Source organism: Methylorubrum populi (genome assembly GCF_002355515.1).
Taxonomy (GTDB): domain Bacteria; phylum Pseudomonadota; class Alphaproteobacteria; order Rhizobiales; family Beijerinckiaceae; genus Methylobacterium; species Methylobacterium populi_A.
Map to the genome: position 1 here is coordinate 305,529 of NZ_AP014809.1, position 18,961 is coordinate 324,489.

General features: G+C 66.9%; 15 protein-coding genes and 5 pseudogenes. 17 read left to right on the forward strand and 3 right to left on the reverse strand.

What is annotated here, in order from left to right; genetic code table 11:
* Positions 1-542 precede the first annotated feature (542 nt).
* The 7 genes and pseudogenes from MPPM_RS01365 to ispF form a co-directional block, all read left to right on the forward strand.
* A complete protein-coding gene (locus MPPM_RS01365; protein ID WP_096483216.1) occupies positions 543-992 on the forward strand; it encodes a GreA/GreB family elongation factor in 450 nt (149 codons plus the stop codon).
* Between the two features lie 98 nt (positions 993-1,090).
* Complete coding sequence (locus MPPM_RS01370; RefSeq protein ID WP_096487660.1) at positions 1,091-2,527, forward strand: homospermidine synthase; 1,437 nt, start codon at positions 1,091-1,093, stop codon at positions 2,525-2,527.
* A gap of 7 nt (positions 2,528-2,534) precedes the next feature.
* On the forward strand, positions 2,535-3,794 hold the full coding sequence (gene hpnE, locus MPPM_RS01375) for a hydroxysqualene dehydroxylase HpnE (protein ID WP_096483218.1): 1,260 nt from the start codon (positions 2,535-2,537) through the stop codon (positions 3,792-3,794).
* Positions 3,795-3,877: 83 nt separating this feature from the next.
* Positions 3,878-5,035, forward strand: coding sequence for a phosphoserine transaminase (locus tag MPPM_RS01380; RefSeq protein ID WP_096487661.1), 1,158 nt, complete (start codon positions 3,878-3,880; stop codon positions 5,033-5,035).
* Positions 5,036-5,161: 126 nt separating this feature from the next.
* A complete protein-coding gene (locus MPPM_RS01385; protein WP_096483220.1) occupies positions 5,162-6,424 on the forward strand; it encodes a Glu/Leu/Phe/Val family dehydrogenase in 1,263 nt (420 codons plus the stop codon).
* A gap of 10 nt (positions 6,425-6,434) precedes the next feature.
* Positions 6,435-7,202: pseudogene (locus MPPM_RS01390) on the forward strand (pseudouridine synthase); the annotation flags it as partial.
* Positions 7,203-7,393: 191 nt separating this feature from the next.
* A pseudogene (ispF, locus tag MPPM_RS01395) lies at positions 7,394-7,930 on the forward strand (2-C-methyl-D-erythritol 2,4-cyclodiphosphate synthase); the annotation flags it as partial.
* 230 nt (positions 7,931-8,160) lie between these two features.
* Here the strand turns inward: ispF and MPPM_RS01400 are convergent.
* A complete protein-coding gene (locus MPPM_RS01400) occupies positions 8,161-8,565 on the reverse strand; it encodes a DUF983 domain-containing protein (RefSeq protein ID WP_056499003.1) in 405 nt (134 codons plus the stop codon).
* Between the two features lie 197 nt (positions 8,566-8,762).
* Between MPPM_RS01400 and MPPM_RS01405 the strand changes: the two genes are divergently transcribed.
* The 3 genes and pseudogenes from MPPM_RS01405 to MPPM_RS01415 all read left to right on the forward strand — a co-directional run.
* Positions 8,763-10,151, forward strand: a complete 1,389-nt coding sequence (locus MPPM_RS01405; protein ID WP_096483226.1) for an aminotransferase-like domain-containing protein — start codon at positions 8,763-8,765, stop codon at positions 10,149-10,151.
* Between the two features lie 169 nt (positions 10,152-10,320).
* Entirely contained in the window at positions 10,321-10,671 is a 351-nt protein-coding gene (locus tag MPPM_RS01410; RefSeq protein WP_096487662.1) for a transposase, read from the forward strand.
* Positions 10,662-11,468, forward strand: a pseudogene (locus tag MPPM_RS01415) (IS3 family transposase); the annotation flags it as partial. The gene MPPM_RS01410 and the pseudogene MPPM_RS01415, both read left to right, overlap by 10 nt.
* A 59-nt stretch (positions 11,469-11,527) precedes the next feature.
* Here MPPM_RS01415 and MPPM_RS01420 read toward each other — a convergent pair.
* Both MPPM_RS01420 and MPPM_RS01425 read right to left on the reverse strand, forming a co-directional pair.
* Positions 11,528-12,063: pseudogene (locus MPPM_RS01420) on the reverse strand (IS630 family transposase); the annotation flags it as partial.
* Between the two features lie 143 nt (positions 12,064-12,206).
* The gene (locus tag MPPM_RS01425) at positions 12,207-12,491 is read right to left on the reverse strand and encodes a hypothetical protein (RefSeq protein ID WP_096487663.1); all 285 of its coding nucleotides are present in this window, start codon (positions 12,489-12,491) and stop codon (positions 12,207-12,209) included.
* Positions 12,492-12,755: 264 nt separating this feature from the next.
* Here MPPM_RS01425 and MPPM_RS01430 point away from each other — a divergent pair, with 264 nt between their 5' ends.
* From MPPM_RS01430 to MPPM_RS01460, 7 genes and pseudogenes are all read left to right on the forward strand, one after another.
* Complete coding sequence (locus MPPM_RS01430; protein WP_096483231.1) at positions 12,756-13,286, forward strand: RNA polymerase sigma factor; 531 nt, start codon at positions 12,756-12,758, stop codon at positions 13,284-13,286.
* A 2-nt stretch (positions 13,287-13,288) separates the two neighbouring features.
* Complete coding sequence (locus MPPM_RS01435) at positions 13,289-14,056, forward strand: anti-sigma factor family protein (RefSeq protein ID WP_096487664.1); 768 nt, start codon at positions 13,289-13,291, stop codon at positions 14,054-14,056.
* 7 nt (positions 14,057-14,063) lie between these two features.
* Complete coding sequence (locus tag MPPM_RS01440; RefSeq protein WP_096483233.1) at positions 14,064-15,176, forward strand: catalase family peroxidase; 1,113 nt, start codon at positions 14,064-14,066, stop codon at positions 15,174-15,176.
* Positions 15,173-15,727: a cytochrome b gene (locus tag MPPM_RS01445; RefSeq protein ID WP_096483235.1), complete on the forward strand. Its 555-nt coding sequence runs from the start codon at positions 15,173-15,175 to the stop codon at positions 15,725-15,727. Before MPPM_RS01440 ends, MPPM_RS01445 begins: the two co-directional genes overlap by 4 nt.
* A gap of 214 nt (positions 15,728-15,941) precedes the next feature.
* Positions 15,942-16,571 (forward strand): annotated as a pseudogene (locus MPPM_RS01450) (tyrosine-type recombinase/integrase).
* 330 nt (positions 16,572-16,901) lie between these two features.
* The gene (locus MPPM_RS01455) at positions 16,902-17,645 is read left to right on the forward strand and encodes a response regulator (RefSeq protein WP_096483237.1); all 744 of its coding nucleotides are present in this window, start codon (positions 16,902-16,904) and stop codon (positions 17,643-17,645) included.
* Positions 17,642-18,943, forward strand: coding sequence for a HAMP domain-containing sensor histidine kinase (locus MPPM_RS01460; protein WP_096483239.1), 1,302 nt, complete (start codon positions 17,642-17,644; stop codon positions 18,941-18,943). Before MPPM_RS01455 ends, MPPM_RS01460 begins: the two co-directional genes overlap by 4 nt.
* Positions 18,944-18,961: the final 18 nt, after the last annotated feature.

Genomic DNA, 18,961 nt, shown 5'->3' on the forward strand with positions numbered 1-18,961 from the left:
ACGAAAAATTTGGTGTGGTGGTCGCCACGCGCTCTTGCCGCAGCCGCCGACAGTGGCTCGGCGAAACCCTCGCGCAATCCCCGAGCTCTGCGCGCGCCGATGCGCCGCCGGCCCGGGGCTACTCGCCTGCGATCAGGCTACCTGCCCGAAGCAGGACACGGTTGAGGGTGATAGGGTTGCACATGATTTTCGAAGCATCAGCGAAGTTGATGATCTTGTCAATTCGCTGGCACAAGACAATTGGGGTGATCCGGCACCGCAGAAACATCTCTCTTGGCCTACTTGACAGCCGCATGGCTTAGCCTATGCTCCGTTAGATTATGCCGAACCGTCTCCAAAGCATTCGCCTTCTAGGGCGTGCGGGCAGCCTGCAAGCAGGCTCTTAAGCCCTGGCGCTTGGCCGGCCTGACAAGGCGCGGCCCGCTCCAGGGATAGATCTCCAGCACTTCGTCCTTTCCGACGCGCAGGTCCCGAACGGGCTGCGCCGTCAGCCACTCTGCGCGGCTTGGCCGTGCGGAGCGGTCATGCTGTGAGGTGTCAGAATGGGCGCTGTTCGGAAACTTGCTCCGATTACGCTTCCAACCTACGACTTCGATCGTCTCGTCGCATTTGGTCTTGCTGCGTATCAGCGCGGCGATCCTGATGCTGACTTTCTTCTTTCAAAACTCGAACTTGCGGTATCTTTTGGCGCTTCCCCGCCGCTCGGAGATGTCATTACCGTCACTTGTCGAGTGAGCTATCGGCTCGACGATGAGCCGACGGTCCATGCGCGTCGTCTTGTGTATCCAAGCCGCGTGATCGCCTCGGAAGAGGAAATCTCTGCGGCGAGTCCGCTCGGAGTTGCGATGCTCGGTCTCAGGAGAGGGGACCGCATGCCGTTTCGCGACAATGCCACGGGACGCGAGCACTTCGTCGAAATCGCAGATGTCGGACCGACACGGTGCACGGATGACGCCTTGCCGCCCAGGCCATTCGATCGTTTTCTCCGCTGATCTTCCCAGCCCGTGCCGGCCGCCGATTAGCTCTAACGCCGGCCGCACAATCGCGGCCGCAGCTTTGCAAAAACCTCACCCCCACAGGACCTTGAATGATGACTGAGAACCGTTGGCCCGTCCACGGTCGCATCACCGGCCCGATCGTGATGATCGGTTTCGGCTCGATCGGCCGGGGCACCCTGCCCCTGATCGAGCGGCATTTCGAGTACGACAAGAGCCGCTTCACGGTCATCGACCCCGTCGACACCCATAAGGATCTGGCCGACAAGCACGGCCTGCGCTTCGAGAAGGTCGCGCTGACGAAGGAGAACTACCGCGATGTCCTCACCCCGCTCCTCACCGAGGGCGGCGGCCAGGGCTTCTGCGTGAATCTCTCCGTCGACACCTCCTCGCGCGACATTCTCGAACTCTGCCGCGAACTCGGTGCGCTCTACATCGACACGGTCGCCGAGCCCTGGACCGGCTTCTACTTCGACAAGGACCTGAGCCAGGCCGACCGCACCAACTACGCGCTGCGCGAGAACATCCTCGCCGCCCGCCGCGCCGCGCCCGGCGGCACGACCGCCGTCTCCTGCTGCGGTGCAAACCCTGGCATGGTCTCGTGGTTCGTCAAGCAGGCGCTGCTCAACGTCGCCAAGGACACCGGCTCCTCGACCCCTGAGCCGAAGACCCGCGAGGAATGGGCCGCGCTGATGCGCGAACTCGGCGTCAAGGGCATCCACATCGCCGAGCGCGACACCCAGCGCGCCAAGAACCCCAAGCCCCAGGGCGTGTTCGTCAACACCTGGTCGGTCGAGGGCTTCGTCTCCGAGGGCAACCAGCCGGCCGAGCTCGGCTGGGGCACGCACGAGACCTGGAAGCCCGCCAATGCCCAGGAGCAGACCAAGGGCTCGCGCTGCGCGATCTTCCTGCTTCAGCCCGGCGCCGACACCCGCGTGCGCTCCTGGACCCCGACCGCGCAGGCGCAGTTCGGCTTCCTCGTGACCCACAACGAGGCGATCTCGATCGCGGACTACTACACGGTGCGCGAGAACGGCGAAGCGGTCTATCGCCCGACCTGCCACTACGCCTACCACCCCGCCAACGACGCCGTGCTGTCGCTGCACGAGATGTGGGGCAATGCCGGCAAGGTGCAGGAGCACCAGCACATCCTCGACGAGAACGAGATCGTCGACGGCATCGACGAACTCGGCGTCCTCCTCTACGGCCACAAGAAGAACGCCTACTGGTACGGCTCGCAGCTCTCCATCGAGGAGACCCGGCGGATCGCCCCCTACCAGAACGCGACCGGCCTTCAGGTGACGAGCGCCGTGCTCGCCGGCATGGTCTGGGCCTTGGAGAACCCGGAGGCCGGCATCGTCGAGGCCGACGAGATCGACTTCCGCCGCTGCCTGGAAGTGCAGACGCCGTATCTCGGCCCGGTCGTAGGCGTGTACACTGATTGGACCCCGCTCACCGACCGTCCCGGCCTGTTCCCGGAGGACATCGACCCGAGCGACCCCTGGCAGTTCCGCAACGTGCTCGTTCGGTAGCGACGCATTGTCGAACGCCGTTCACATCGTGGGCGCCGGCCTGTCCGGGCTCTGCGCGGCCGTCGATCTCGTCGATGCCGGATATCCGGTGATCATCCACGAGGCTGCCGGCCATGCCGGTGGCCGCTGCAGATCCTATCACGATCCGCAGCTCGGGATGACGATCGACAACGGCAATCATCTCGGCCTTTCCGGTAACCGCGCGACGGTTGCCTTCCTGAGCCGGATCGGCAGCAGCAATGCCGTCGTCGAACAAGAAAAGGCCGAATTTCCGTTCGTCGATCTCGCAGCCGGACTACGGTGGACGCTGCGTCTCAACCGCAGCCGTGTTCCGTGGTGGGTGCTGGATTCGCGCCGACGCGTTCCGGGAAGCCACGTCGCCGACTACGCATCGATCCTCCATCTCCTTTCGGCGGAACCTGGCACGAAGGTATCGGATGTCCTCGCCTGCGAGGGGCTGCTCTACGAGCGGTTATGGCGCCCTGTCCTTCTGGCCGCGCTCAACATCGATCCGCGGGATGCGGACGCCGTCATCGCAGCGAATGTGCTGCGGGAAACTGTCGGCGCGGGCGGACGCGCATGCAAACCTCTCATCACCACCAAGGGGCTTTCGACGGCCTTCATCGATCCGGCGCTGAAGTACTTGAAGGAGCGAGGTGCGGTATTCCGCTACAACAATCGCCTCCGTCGCTTCATCTTCGACGATAACGACGTCGCTGGTCTTGTATTCGAGCAAGAGACGACGCGGCTGAAATCAGGTGATCGGGTGATCCTTGCGGTCACTCCGAAGGCCGCGTCCAGTGTCATGCCCGAATTGAGGGTCCCGCCGGAAGATCGAGGAATCGTCAATGTGCACTTCCGTGCGCGCGGTCCGGCCGAAATGCCACGCATGATGGGTGTCGTGAACGGATTGTCGGATTGGATCTTCACCTATTCCGATCGCATCTCGGTGACGATCAGCGGTACCGATTTGGTTGGCACAGCCTCCTGCGATCTGGCTCAACGTGTCTGGACCGAAATCGGCGCCGTCTCGCGTCCCTATCGCAGCGACTTCGCGGCCACTCCTCCATCCTGGCGGATCATCCGCGAGAAGCGGGCAACATTCGCGGCCACGCCCGCGGGGGCCCGCAGCCGCGCGCAGAGTCGAACGAGGTTGCGGAACCTCTTCATCGCCGGTGACTGGACCGACACAGGCCTGCCAGCCTGCATGGAGGGCGCGATCCGGTCAGGTAACGAGGCATCGCGTCTCGCAATCGAGGCAAACTAATGCATTCGTGCTGTGACCTCTCTTCGGGCCAAGCCTCCGGCAATGCCGGCAACGTTCTCGCCGGGATCGGCCGGCCGGATGCCATGCCGGATCGCCCCGCCGCGCGCCCGCGCGTGCCTTACTTTTCGTCCGGCCCCACGACCAAGCGTCCCGGCTGGAGCCTCGATGCCCTCTCCGGCGCGGCGCTCGGCCGCTCGCACCGCTCGGTCGCCGGCAAGGCCAAGCTCGCCCAGGCCATCGAACTCACCCGCAAGGTCCTGCGCATTCCCGCCGACTACCGCATCGGCATCGTTCCCGGCTCCGATACCGGCGCCGTCGAGATGGCGATGTGGTCGATGCTCGGCCCCAAGACCGTCGAGGTCATGGCCTGGGATTCCTTCGGCGCCGAGTGGGTCACCGACGCGCTCAAGGAACTCAAGATCGATCCGATCGTGCATGTCGGCGAGCACGGCATCCTGCCCAAGCTCGACGCGATCGACACGAAGAACAACGACATCGTCTTCACCTGGAACGGCACCACCGCCGGCGTGAAGGTCCCGCACAGCGACTGGATCGCCGACGACCGCGCGGGCGTCACCATCTGCGATGCGACCTCGGCCGCCTTCGCGATGCCGCTGCCCTGGGACAAGCTCGATGTCGTCACCTATTCCTGGCAGAAGGTGATGGGCGGCGAGGCCGCGCACGGCATGCTGATCCTCTCGCCGCGCGCCGTCGCGCGCCTGGAGAGCCACACGCCGGCCTGGCCGATCCCGAAGGTGTTCCGCCTGACCAAGGGCGGCAAGCTGATCGAGGGCATCTTCAAGGGCGACACCATCAACACGCCCTCGATGCTGGCGGTCGAGGACTACCTCGACACCCTGAAATGGGCGCAGAGCATCGGCGGCCTCGACGCGCTCCATGCGCGGGCGGACGCCAATGCCCGGGTGATCCATGACTGGGTGGCGCGCACCCCTTGGATCGGCCACCTCGCGGTGGATCCGGCGACCTACTCGAACACGGGCGTCTGCCTCGTGATCACCGACCCGGACGTGCTCGCCAAGGGCGACGACGTGGTCAAGACCGTCGCCGCCGGCATCGTCAGCCGCCTGGAGAAAGAGGGCGTCGCCTTCGACTTCGGCGCCTACCGCGATGCACCGGCCGGCCTGCGGATCTGGTGCGGGGCCATCGTCGAGGCTTCCGACCTCGCGGCGCTCACCCCCTGGCTCGACTGGGCCTTCGCCCAGGAACAGCGACAGCTCTAGAGCGCCTTCCGGCGAAGAGATGCTGGGCCGGCCAGAGAATGCGCATCGGGTCAACGCCCGAGACTGATCGAGCACATTTTGCGGCCTGAAAGGCTTGCGAAGCTAAAGTAAAAGGGGATCCCGAAAATGCAGGATGCGAAGATCTTCGATCAGGCGTTGGTACGCCTGGACGATGCCGCGCGGCATCTCGATCTCGATGCGGATGTGTTGGAGAAGCTCAAGTACCCTCGTGAGACAACCAAAGTCCGACTGATGATCCGCATGGATGACGGGTCACGGAAATCGTTCATGGCTTGGCGCTGCCGCTACGACGACACGCGCGGTCCGACGAAGGGGGGCATCCGCTTTCATCCAGACGCGACAGCGGAGGAAGTGGAGACGCTCGCCTTCTGGATGACGTTCAAATGCGCCGTGATGGATCTGCCCTATGGCGGTGGAAAGGGTGCGGTCCGCGTCGACCCTCGAACCCTGTCGAAAACCGAGCTGGAGCGGCTTTCCCGAGCCTACATCCAGGCCTTCGCCAAGGTCATCGGGCCCGACCGCGACATCCCTGCGCCGGACGTCTACACGAACTCCATGGTCATGGGGTGGATGGCCGACGAATACGCCTCGATCATCGGCCAGCCGGCCCCTGCCGTGATCACCGGCAAGCCGATGGCGCTCGGCGGCTCGCTCGGGCGTGAGGACGCCACCGCACGCGGCGGCTACTACCTGGTCCGGCATCTCAAGGAGCGTCTGGGCCTGCCGTCTCGGGCGCGTGTCGCGGTGCAAGGCTTCGGCAACGCCGGACAGCACATCGCCCGCCTTTTTGCCGAGGATGGGCACAAGATCGTGGCGATCTCAGACTCGCACGGAGCGGTCTATCGCTCGGACGGCATCGATCCGCGCGCTGCCGTCACGGCGAAGCGGGGCGGCAGCGTGACGGCAATCGCCGGCTCCGCGGGCGTCTCGGCTCTGGCGAGCGACGACCTCATCGCCGTGGATTGCGACCTGCTCGTTCCGGCCGCCCTGGAGGACATGATCCACGAGGGCAACGCCTCCCGGGTCAAGGCCGGCGTCGTCCTCGAGCTGGCGAACGGCCCCATGACGCCGGAGGCTGATGCGATCCTCGGCCGTCGCGGCATCGTGGTCCTGCCGGACATCCTGGCGAATGCGGGCGGAGTCACGGCCTCGTACTTCGAGTGGGTCCAGAACCGGCAGGGCTACTACTGGCCGATCGACGACGTGCATGCGCGCTTGCGGACGACGATGGAGCGTGAGGGCGACGCCATCTGGCGCTTGGCGCAGGAGCGCAACCTGACTCTCCGAAGCGCAGCCTACGTTCACGCGCTGGCCCGGCTCGCGAGCGCGATTGAGGCGCACGGGACGCAGCAATTCTTCACAAGCTGAAGCGCTCGATATGTCCCTTTCCACTCCCGGCTCGCAGAACCGCGCGCGGGGGAGGTTCGCAGCTCACTCGAGCCCCCCTCCCGTCAGTCTGCCGCGCGTTCTCTCGAAATTCGGCTTTTGCTCACGACGCTTGGCGGAGGTCCTGATCGAGAGCGGGCGGGTCCGCGTCGACGGCCGTGTGGTCCGCAATGCGGGCGTGCGCGTGGATCCCCAGCGCGCCACGATCTGCGTCGATGGCCGCCGGCTTGTCTCCGCGGCAAAGGTCTACCTGCTGCTGAACAAGCCGCGCGGCTTGCTCACGACCTATGGCGACCCTCAAGGCCGCAAGACGGTCTACGACTGTCTCGCGGGACACGACTTGCCGTTCCTCGCGCCGGTCGGACGACTGGACTGCGCGAGTGAGGGCTTGCTGCTCATGACCAACGATACGCGGTGGGCGCATCGTCTTCTCGATCCAGCCTCCAACGTCGACAAGGTCTACCATGTGCAGATCGACCGCAGGCCGGACGAGGCCTTGCTGACCGGGTTGCGAGAAGGCGCGGCGCATGATGGGGAGCGGCTTGCCGCTAAATCGGTGGCACCACTGCGTGTCGGGGAGCGCAACGCCTGGCTCGAAGTCGTCCTGAGCGCAGGCCGGAACCGTCAGATCCGACGCATGATGGCGCTCAACGGGGCCGAGGTGCTTCGGCTCGTGCGCGTCGCGGTCGGCGGCCTCCGTCTCGGTGATGTGAGGAAGGGCGCGTTCCGCCACCTGACCAACGCCGAAAGAGCCTGCTTGGCGGCCGGTGGGAGGACCGACAGCATTCGCCGGTCGCCTACCGCCGGTCGCGCCGAGAATGGAAGGGAAACCTTCTCGGCAGAGCGCTTGCTCCAGCGATCCGTTGCAACTTCTTCAATCCGTTCCGACACCGGGCGAGATCATCTGCGAATGCCGACAGAAGGCGGTGTCGCGCTTGGAAGGCATTTGATTTGACACAATTCGTGACTCGCCTCGGCACCGGCTTCGACGTTCACGCCTTCACGGAGGGCGACCATGTCTGGCTCGGCGGCGTGAAGATCCCGGCTGATCGCGGCGTGCTCGCCCATTCCGACGGCGACGTGGCCCTCCACGCGCTCACCGATGCGCTGCTCGGCGCCATCGCTGACGGCGATATCGGCACGCATTTCCCGCCCTCCGACGAGAAGTGGCGCGGGGCGGCCTCCGACCAGTTCCTAGCCCATGCCTGCGAATTGGTGCGGGCGCGCGGTGGCAAGATCGACCATCTCGACGTGACCGTGCTGGCGGAGGCGCCGCGCATCGGCCAGCACCGCGAAGCGATCCGCGCCCGCATCGCCGAGGTGGCCGGCGTGCCAATCGCCTCGGTGTCGATCAAGGCGACGACCACGGAGAAGCTCGGCTTCGTCGGGCGGGCTGAGGGCTTCGCCGCCCAGGCCGCTGCCACGGTGCGGCTACCCGAACCGGGTCCTTCCGGAATTGGCGTGACTGCAGGGCGGACTGAAGACTGAATCGACCTGTTCAAGACCGGCCACATTGGATGCTACGGCACGGCGGCAGCATTGAGCCGTGGAAAGGTCGGATCCGAAAGTCGAAGAGCGTGAGCGGCCGGTCGTTCGGATCGTCGATCCCGGTATGGGGTGGCACGGGTGCCGGACCAAGGGCCTGAGAACAGCACGGGGTGCAAACAGTCACGCCGCTGGCGCGAGCCTATTCGGGCCCGCGCGGAGAAGCGATAAGATCAGTTTCTGGTCGTCGGACCCGCGTTGGGTGCTGCCGGAGCCGCGAGGCGGCCTTCTCCGGCCTTGTTGATGTACTGGCTGGCGACGAAGAGCCCCTTGAGCGGCCGGATGACGGGCACGCAGGCCAGCAGGAGCAGCGGGAGTGTCACGACCGCATGGATCCAGAGCGGCGGATCGTAAGCCAATTCCAGCCAAATGCCGAAGGCTGTGACGGGGAAGGCCATCGTCATCATGATGAAGAAGGCCGGCCCATCCGCTGGATCAGCGAAGCTGTAGTCAAGGCCGCACGCCTCGCAGCGCGGCTTCAGGGTGATAAAACCATCGAACAAGCGCCCTTCGCCGCAGCGTGGACAGCGGCAACGCAGCCCGACGGACAGCATCGATTGATCGGTCGTCCTTTGCATCGTCCACTTTCCTGATCCACCCGCAATATCGAGCGGCACAAAAGTTGCGCCTTGCACGATCTAAATGTATGGCACAAAAAGCCATACAATGCGGGCACAGCTCATTTAGTCATGCGAGGTTTGATCTACGACACCAGATCTCGTACGGTCCTTAGGAACCATGTATGCATACATCGTTGCGAGCACAGGGGTCAACGATGGAGACATGGAGCCCGACAATCTCTGGCGACACGGGGCCGAAATACCGCGCCATCGTCAAAGCGCTGGCCGAGGACATCCGCTCCGGCCGCCTTCCGCCGGGCGCACGACTGCCGCCGCAGCGTGCTCTGGCCAAGCAACTCAATGTCGACCTCACCACAGTCACACGCGCCTTCAACGAGGCACGCCGGACGGGCTTGATCAATGCCACGACCGGCAGGGGCAGCTTCGTTCGTGGACACGCGCCCAACCCCACGGAAATACGCAGGCCGGACCCGTCCGGGAGCGTCGACTTCAGCATGAACATGCCGCCCCAGCCAATCGTGGCGCGTCTGGCGGAGCGTATGGAGACGGGCCTGTCTCGCCTTGCCGGTTCGCCGGGCTTTCTCGACCGGATGCAGTACCAGGATAGCGCCGGGAACATGGCTGACCGGGCCGCGGCGGCGCAGTGGCTCGGCCGACGGCTCGGGCCTCTTCCGGTGCACCGCGTCCTCGTGGGAGGAGGTGCCCAGGTCGTCCTCGCCGCCGTGCTTGCCGTCATTTTCAAGCCGGGAGATGCACTCTGCGTGCCTGCCCTGACCTATCCCGGTCTGCGCATGGCCGCCGAGCGCCGTGGCATTCGCCTCGTTCCGGTGGCCTGCGACGAGGACGGACTCGACCCGGAAGCGTTCCTCGAAAGCTGCAAAGCCGATCGACCGAGAGCCCTGTATGTGGTGCCGACGCTCGACAATCCGACAACCGTGACGCTGCCGATGGCCCGTCGTGAGCAGATCGCCGAGGTCGCGCGCTCGCACGGCGTCGCGATCATTGAGGACGACGCGTACGGCGCGTTGCCGCCGGATGCTCCTGCTCCCATCGCGTCCCTCGCCGGGGATATCACCTGGCACGTCGCGACGCTGTCCAAGTGCGTCAGCCCGGGCCTGCGCATCGCCTACGTCGCGGTTCCGGGCACCAACGAGGCTGTCCGGCTCGCTGCGGAACTGCGGGCCATCAACATGATGGCCTCGCCGCTCACCGCCGCGCTCGCTTCGCAATGGATTGCGGACGGCGAGCTCGATGCGATCGTGGCCGCCATCCGGCAGGAGAACGGCCTCCGGCAGGCGGTTGTCCGGGAGACGCTGCAAGGTCTCGCCGTCCGGGCACATCCCTACGGGCATCATCTCTGGCTCCGGCTTCCGGAGCTATGGCGTCGCGGAGAGTTCGGTGCGCATGCGCGTCAGCTCGGGCTGTCGGTCGTCGTGAGTGATGCCTTCTCCGTCGGACCAGCACCCGAGGCGATCCGTATCTCCCTGGGGGCGGCGTCGGACGCCGAGACCTTGCGGTACGGGCTGAGCCTCCTCGCGACACTCCTGGCACATCCGCCCGGCGCGATCACCACGGTCGTCTGAGGTGCCTGACGTGGCGAACGCATCCAGCAGCCGGGAGCATCCGGCTGGACCTCGGCGCCATTGTGTTCCGGCGTGCAACTTTGACCCCTTGATGGAGTGGGCCGCTGGAGGTGGACGGATTGGACAAGGCTGATTGACCGGCTGGCTGGGTCTTCGAAGGATGAAGACCATGGCCCGACACCGTTCCCACAGCGTCGCGTTCAAGCGTCAGGTCGCGCAGGAGTACCTGTCGGGCGAGACCCTGCACGGCTTGGCCAAGCGCCACGATCTCTCGCGTAACCTCGTGCGCGTCTGGGTGCAGAAGTACGAGACGGGCGCGTTCGACGACGACGCGGCCGCCGCCGACACGATCCAGGCCTATGAGGCTCGCATCGCCGCGCTCGAACGGCTCGTCGGGCGGCAGGCGCTTGAGCTTGAGTTTTTAAAGGGGGCTCTGCGCAACGGACCGCCGCCGCGAAGCGGGCCTATGTCCGTGATCACCGGCCCGGCAGCCTCTCTGTCGCCGCGGGATGCCGGCTGATGGGTCTGGCGCGCTCTACCTACTACGATGCCCCAACGCGGGCTGCCGACGACACCGCCCTCGTCGAGGCCATGGCCGCGGTCTGCGACGCGTTCGAAGCCTACGGCTGGCGCCGCGTCCAGGCGGCCCTGCGCCAGCAGGGCTGGCGGGTGAACTATAAGAAGGTCCGCCGCCTCATGCGGGAGCACGACCTGCAACCGCGCATCCGGCGCCGCTACGTCACGACCACCGACAGCGATCACGACAGCCCGATCTTCCCGAACCTGGCCCGAGACATCGTGCCGGACGGGCCCGACCAGCTCTGGGTCGCGGATCTGACCTACGTCGCGGTGACGGGCGGCTTCGTCTACGTCGCGATCATCCTGGATGCCTGGTCGCGGCGGGTGGTCGGCTACGCGCTCGGCCGGTCGATCGACGCCCGCCTGACCATCGCTGCTCTGCGCGCGGCGATCGAGCGGCGTCGGCCGGCGCCAGGACTGACCCACCACACGGACCGCGGCAGTCAATACGCTGCCGAGGCGTATCGAAAGGTGCTGGCCGAGCATGGTCTCGTCGGCTCGATGGGCCGGCGCGGCAATCCCTACGACAACGCCAAGGCCGAGAGCTTCATGAAGACGCTCAAGGTCGAGGGGGTATACCCGATGGCGTTCGAGACCTTCGCCGAGGTGGCGGCTGAGCTGCCGCACTTCATCGAAGAGGTCTATAACACCCGCCGCCTGCACTCCGCGCTCGGTTATCTGAGCCCCGTGCAGTTCGAGGAGCAGCACACCCGGCAGACGGTCAAAACCGCCGCCTGATCGTGCCCACCGTCAGGGGCCCACTCCAATCCAGGGTCGATGTTCAACGCTGTTTGACAGCCCAACGGGGCTGCGAGCCGGCAGCGCTCACCGCACGGAGCCCAGCCATAGGGGCGCGCCATGTTGGTGGCAGCTGCCGTCTCATCCAGGAACACCAGCCGATCCGGATCGAGCTCGGGCTGTGCCTCGAACCACGCCTCGCGAGCAGCTCTTAGGTCCGCGCGCTCCTGCTCAGCTGCGTACATTGCCCCTTTTTCCAGCTGATCCCGTGGCGGGCAAAGAAGCGCGACAGCCCGCTCGTGCTGGTCTGGATGCCCTGCTCAGCCAGCCGATCGCGTAACTCGCGCAGGAAAAGACGCGGCTCCTGCTTGGAGATCCTCAGGATCAGCCCGGCATGCGCCTCTATTCGCTTCGAGGTGTGATCGCCGCCCATCGGCTTGGAGGCGAGTTGGCCCTCGTGGCGGAAGCGCTCCGACCAGCGGCTGGCACTCGACACGCTGACCCAAAAGCGGGCTGCGGCGCGATGGCAGGAAGCCCCCGCCGCCACGGCAGCCACGACACGCTCGCGCAGGTCTACAGACAGGGGTGAAGGCATGAGTAAACTCCTTCACCCACCAACGCGCTACCCGCAAACCCGTCTCAAGCGGCGCGGGACCGGCTCTAGCGCGCCCCAGCAGTCGTTCCACTGCTGGGGTGAACAGCGAGCTTGACGGGTCGGCGCAGGCGATCGTGCTTCTCTCAATTCGGGATCAGCTCCCGGGCGGGACCGCCCGTCTCTTGTCCTCGGCCGCGGGCGTAAGGCGGCAGGGCGGGGTTGTTGGCGTTGGCCGAGTCCGTGTCGGTCTCGAAAAAGTCGTTGCGCGGCGCTGCGCCGGCCGTCCAGGCGGAGGCGAGCGCGGACGTGCAGAGGACCGAACAAGCCCGCTCCGGCGCGATAGTCTTCGCGCTGGCGCCGCCGCTGGCCACGGCGAGAGCGCCGACGGCGACGAAAAGGGCGAGAGCTTTATGCTTGATGCTGTGCATGTCAGGCTCCTTGAATTGCTGACCGAACACTGGGCTCGGCCCGGGGACGACCTGACAGACGCCGCTTTCCGCAGATAATTCCCGGCGCATCTCGAAAAAATTACGGCCTCATCGTTCCGCGCCGGGCATGCGGTGCGACGAAGAAAAAACCCGGAGACCTTGGAATAAACCTCAAGAAACGGCGTCTCTGCTCCCATGCCGCTGCCGGGCGCCCTTTGCGGGTGGCTCGGCCTAGGAAAGTCCGCGCATGTCAGGAGACTGGCCGTGAGCGATATGGTCCGCCTCATCGAGCCGCTCATCCCGGCCCTTCGCCGCTATGCCCGCGCGCTTCTGCGCAATCCGACCGATGCCGACGATCTCGTGCAGGACTGCCTGGAGCGCGCCATCGGCCGCTGGCCTCAGCGCCGAGCGGACGGCGACGTGCGCACGTGGCTCTACGCCATCCTCCACAATCTCGCCGTGAGCCAGATGCGCCAGCGCGCCCGCCGCGGCACGTCCCTACCCGTCGAGGACGCCCCGGAGGCGGTCCTCGCGGTTGCCCCGAACCAGCACGAGGGACTGCTCCAGCGCGACCTGACGGCTGCGCTCGATGCGCTGCCCGAGGAGCAGCGCGGCGTGCTGCTGCTCGTGAGTGTGGAGGGGCTCTCCTACGCCGAGGCGGCCCAGGTGCTCGCCATCCCGATCGGGACGGTGATGTCGCGCCTGGCCCGCGCCCGCGACCGGATGATCCAATTCATGGACGGGGAGCGCGCATCCGCCCCCGCCGCGCGCCCACTGCTCAGGAGGGTGAAGTGACCGTGCGCCCAATCACCGAGGACGACATCCAGGCCTTCATCGATGACCGCCTGGAGGCGGCGCGCCGGGCCGAGGTCGAGGTGTACCTCGCCAGCCATCCCGATCTCGGCCGTCGCGTCGAGCGCATGCGCGGGCTCGGCGACGCCTTGCGCGACGTCTTCGCGCCGGTGACCGCCGAGCCGGTCCCGGCCCAACTCAATCTCGCCCATCTCGTCGCGGCGCGGCGGCGCCCGCGTCTGCCGGCTTGGCAGGCGGCCGCCGCGGCCGTGCTGCTGGCACTTGGCGGCCTCGGTGGTTGGGGCCTGCGCGGCACGCTGTCGGCGCCCATGACCGGCGTCGATGCCCTGGCCCAGGAGGCGAGCGCGAACTACGCCGTCTATGCCCCTGACCGCCTCCGCCCGGTCGAACTCGCGGCGAGCGACGGTGACGAACTCGCCCGCTGGTTCTCCACCCGGCTCGACCGCCGCGTCGGCGTGCCGGACCTGAGCGCCTCCGGCTACCGGCTGATGGGCGGGCGCCTCGTCGCAACGCAGCACGGCCCGGCGGGCCTGCTGATGTACGACGACCCGCGCGGCACGCGGCTCGTCATGCTGATGCGGCCCATGGCCCAGCCGGGCGACGCGCCGATGCGCGAGCATCGGACGGGGGCGGCCACCGGCTACGCCTGGGCCCAGGACGGGCTCGGCTACAGCCTCGTCGGCGCGAGCGATCCCGCCATCCTGCATCCGCTCGCCAACGAAATCCGCCGCACGACCGCGACGAACACCTGAGGCTTCCATGACCCTGCTGCACCGACTGACCGGAGCTCCACCCGGAATGAGCCCGCGTGCCCTGATGCTGCGCGTCTGCGCCATCGGGGCGCTGCTCGCCGGCACGACCGGGGCCTTCGCCGTTGCGGGCGGCTGGCTGTCGCCGGCCGCGCTGACCCCGGCCCGCATCGTCGATCGCTTCGAGCAGGTGAACGGCCCGCATCCGGGCTTCCGGCGCAACCATGCCAAGGGCGTGTGTGTGGTCGGTGAATTTGCCGGCAACGGGGCCGGTATCGCCCTCTCGAAGGCGGGGGTGTTCGCGGCGGGCCGCGTGACGCCGGTCGAGGGACGGTTCGCGCTCGCGGGTGGGCAACCCTACGCGGCCGACGCCGCGACGACCGTGCGCAGCCTCGCTCTGCGGTTCCGGCTGCCGGACAGGGAGGAATGGCGCACGGGCATGAACGCCCTTCCGGTCTTTCCCGTGCGCACGCCCGAGGCGTTCTACGAGCAGTTGCTTGCGGGGAAGCCCGACCCGGCCACCGGCAAGCCCGACCCGGAGCGCATGAAGGCGTTCTTCGCCGCCCATCCGGAAAGCGCGAAGGCAGCCACCCTGATCAAGGCCCGCACGATCACCGCGGGCTTTGCCGACAGCACCTTCCGCAGCCTGAACGCCTTCCGGTTCGTGGCCGCCGACGGCCATGCCACTCCGGTGCGCTGGGCCCTCGTGCCCGAGCGGCCGGGGGTGCAGGAGACCGCCGCGCAAGCCGCGCGGACGGACAAGAACTACCTGTTCGACGACCTCATCGCGCAGCTTCAGCGGGAGCCCCTGCGCTGGCACCTCGTCGTCACGATCAGTCGGGCGGACGATGCCACCACCGACCCGACCCTGCCCTGGCCCGCCGACCGCGAGAACGTGGACGTGGGCACCCTGACCCTCACCGGCGCGACGCCTGAGGAGGCCGGCAATTGCCGGGACGTCAACTTCGATCCGCTCGTCCTGCCGGACGGCATCGCCCCGTCCGACGATCCGCTGCTGAGCGCCCGCTCGGCCGCCTATGCCCGCTCCTTCACCCGCCGGGCGGGCGAGGCGACGAGCCCCAGCGCCGTGGCCGCGACGGCCGACCCAGGAAACGCCCCGTGATGCAATCCACCCGCTTCAATGGACCGGCCCGCCTGCTGCACTGGAGCATGGCGGTACTGATCCTAGCCATGCTGTTCATCGGCGTCGCAATGGTAGCCTCGCTCGCCGATTACGGCACGCTGGTCGCGCTGCATCGCCCGCTCGGCATCCTGATCCTGATTCTGGCCGTCCTGCGCCTCGTCAACCGCTGGCGTCGCCCCCCACCGCCGCTGCCCGCGGATCTGCCCCCGTGGCAGCGGCGGGCCGCGCAGGTCTCGCATGTCGCCCTCTACGGGCTGATGCTGGCCATGCCGCTCGTCGGATGGGCGATGCTGTCGGCGGGGCGCCTCCCCGTCGCGGTGGTCGGGCCTATGGTGGTGCCGCCGATCCTGCCGCAGAGCCCAATGTTCTACGCGTGGCTGCGCGAACTCCACTCTATCCTGGCCTACGGGCTGTTTGGCCTGATCCTGGCGCATCTCGGGGCAGCCCTACTGCATGGACTGATCCGCCAGGATGGCGTCTTGAGCAGCATGGCGCCTTGGCGTTCGCGGCGCTCGGCTGGGAATTTATGAGCAGCGACCTCTAACAGGTCTCGCTTACTTCGGCTGTCCTGCAACAAGCTGACATCCGAGGTGCACCCACCGTAGGTCCGGATCGGGTCGTAAGCAGCGATCCAAGCCCGCCGGCGCCAACATCGGCTTGTGCCGCGGAGAGCCGTCATTCGACATTGGGCTCAGCGGCAGCATTGGGTTTCTCATGGCGGGCTCCTCAACCCAGGAGCCTGTCATGCCCGAGGTCGTCACTGTTCCCACCAGCACACGTGTTCCCTGGAACCGCGGCCGTATCGTCGGCCCAAAACCGCCGCTGAAGCCGAAGCACATCTGGGCCCTACGCACGCGCCTACAGCTCGCTAACTGGACGCGAGACCTTGCCCTGTTCAACCTTGCCGTCGACAGCAAGCTGCGCGGGTGTGATCTCGTCGGCCTGCGCGTGAGCGACATCTACTTGGGCGACGCCGTACGTCTTCGAGCGACCGTCTGCCAGCGCAAGTCCGGCAGGCCGGTTCCGTTCGAGATCACCGAGCCGACGCGCGAGGCTCTCGCGGCTTGGCTGACGACGCGCAGGTTGAAAGCCGGCGACTGGTTGTTTCCCAGCCGGAGTCGACATGGAGAGCATCTAACGACGCGGCACTACAGTCGGCTGGTAGACCGCTGAGTTGCCCTGATCGGCCTGGACCCTTCGGCGTTCGGCACGCACAGCCTGCGCCGCACGAAGGTCGCGCTAGTCTACAAACGCACCGGCAATATCCGAGCCTGCCAGTTGCTCATTGGCCATACCAAGCTGGAGAGCACGGTTCGCTACCTCGGCATTGAGGTTGACGACGCACTGATCCTCTCAGAGCAGACCGAGATCTGAACCGGACATCGCGGTCGAAAGGGCCGCGGTGTACCAGTAGGATGGTCGCCCCCAGGTTGCCGAATGACCCAAAGCACGCGCTGAGAAGGTTCGCTTCAGGACAGTCTGATGGGTTACCCAGGCGACTGATGTCGGACGGAAGTGGACTGTCCGCTTGCTCACGTCTGTAGGGAGCAGATCCCTGTGGAACTCTGCCCTGCCCACGCAAGCCCAGCACGACGGTCACGTCGGACCAGGCACGCAGCGCCGTGCCGCTACACTGTGTTACGAAGACTGGCTCGCCCGCGGGCACCCATCGCGCTATCCGATGAAGCACGCTGGGGGCTGACCGTGGATCACATCGACCATGTCCTGATCGTCGACGACGACCGAGAAATCCGCGACTTGCTGTCGAACTACCTCAGGAAAAACGGCCTCCGCGTGACGCTGGCCGCGGACGGGCGGCAGATGCGCGCGTTCCTCGACGCCGACCGGGTCGACCTCGTCGTGCTCGACATCATGATGCCGGGCGATGACGGTCTCGTCCTGTGCCGAGAGCTGCGCTCGGGCAGGCACAAGGCCACCCCGGTCCTGATGCTGACGGCCCGCAGCGACGAGACGGACCGGATCGTTGGCCTGGAGATGGGTGCGGACGACTACCTGGTGAAGCCGTTCGCGGCCCGGGAACTCCTCGCGCGGATCAAGGCCGTGCTCCGCCGTACCCGGATGCTGCCTCCCAACCTCCAGGTGACCGAGGCAGGCCGGCTTCTCGCCTTCGGGGCGTGGCAGCTCGACACCACCGCCCGTCACCTGATCGATGCGACAGGAACGGTCGTCCCCCTCAGCGGCGCGGAGTACCGGCTTCTGCGTGTGCTGCTCGATCACCCGCAGCGGGTCCTGTCGCGCGACCAGTTGCTCAACCTGACACAGGGCCGTGATGCCGAACTGTTCGACCGATCCGTCGACCTGCTCGTCAGCCGCCTGCGGCAGCGGCTGAAGGACGATGCCCGCGAGCCCGCCTACATCAAGACGGTGCGTAGCGAAGGCTATGTCTTTGCCATGCCCATTACCATCGCGCAGGCGCGCGAGGGATGATGGCACCCCTTCTGGTTTGGCCGGGCAGCCTGCGGGGCCGCCTGTTCCTGATCCTGCTCGCAGGTCTCCTGAGCGCTCAGCTGCTCTCGTTTGCGGTCACGAGAGCCGAGCGGGACCAGACGGCGCGCGCCGTCATGCTGACGACGCTCCAGCGCGACGTCGTCGTCGCGGTCGCGCTGCTCGATCGCCTGCCGGCCGCCGAGCGGTCCGAATGGCTCCCGCTCCTCGAAAGGCCGACCTATCGCTTCGCGCTCGGCTCCGGTTCGCCGGGGACTGCGGCGCTCTCGTCCCGTCTGACAATGATCGCGGACGAGATACGCGCCGCGTTGGAGCCGCGCTTCCCCGTTCGGTTCGATGCGGTGTCCGGGTCGCCGGTGCGACTGCAGGGGCACGTCGCCCTGAGTGACGGCTCGGCCCTCACCATCGCGGTCCAGCCGACCCTGCGGCCCGTGGCATCGTGGCTGCCCGTCGCGCTGGCCCTGCAGCTGCTCGTGCTCGTCGCCTGCGTCTGGTTCGCCGTGCGGCTCGCCGTCCGGCCGCTGACGCGCTTCGCGCAGGCCGCCGACGCGCTGGAGCCGGGGCGACCGGCCACGCCTTTCGCGGAGGCAGGGCCCGATGAGGTCGCGCGCGCCGCGCGAGCCCTCAACGCGATGCAGGAACGGGTGTCCCGCCACCTCGACGAACGCGTCCGCATCCTCGCGGCGATCTCCCACGATCTCCAGACACCGATCACCCGGATGCGGTTGCGCGTGGAGACAGGCGTCGAGGGCCTCGAACAGGACCGGATCCTCGGCGATCTCGAGGCGATCGAGACGCTCGTCCGCGAGGGGATCGCCTACGCCCGCAGCGTGCACGGAAACGTCGAGCCACCCACCCGCCTCGATCTGCGCGCCTTTCTCGAGAGCATCGCCTTCGACTACCAGGACACAGGGTGCGATGTCGCTGTCTCCGTCCTGCCGGAGGTGACGATCGTGACGCGCCCGCAAGCCCTGCGCCGGATCCTGACGAACCTGATCGACAACGCGATCCGATATGCCAACCGGGCAGAGCTCGATCTGCAGGTCGTCCAGGGAAGGATCACCATCGCGGTACTGGATCGTGGACCCGGCATCCCCGCGGACAAGCTCGATGCCGTGCTGCTTCCCTTCGTCCGGCTGGAGGGATCGCGCAGCCGTGAGACCGGCGGCACCGGACTCGGCCTCGCCATCGCCGATCAGCTTGCCGCCGCGATCGGCGGACGGCTCAGGCTCAGCAACCGCCCGGGCGGCGGCCTGGAGGCGGCCGTCACGCTCTCGTGACGCGGGTCCGGCGCGGCT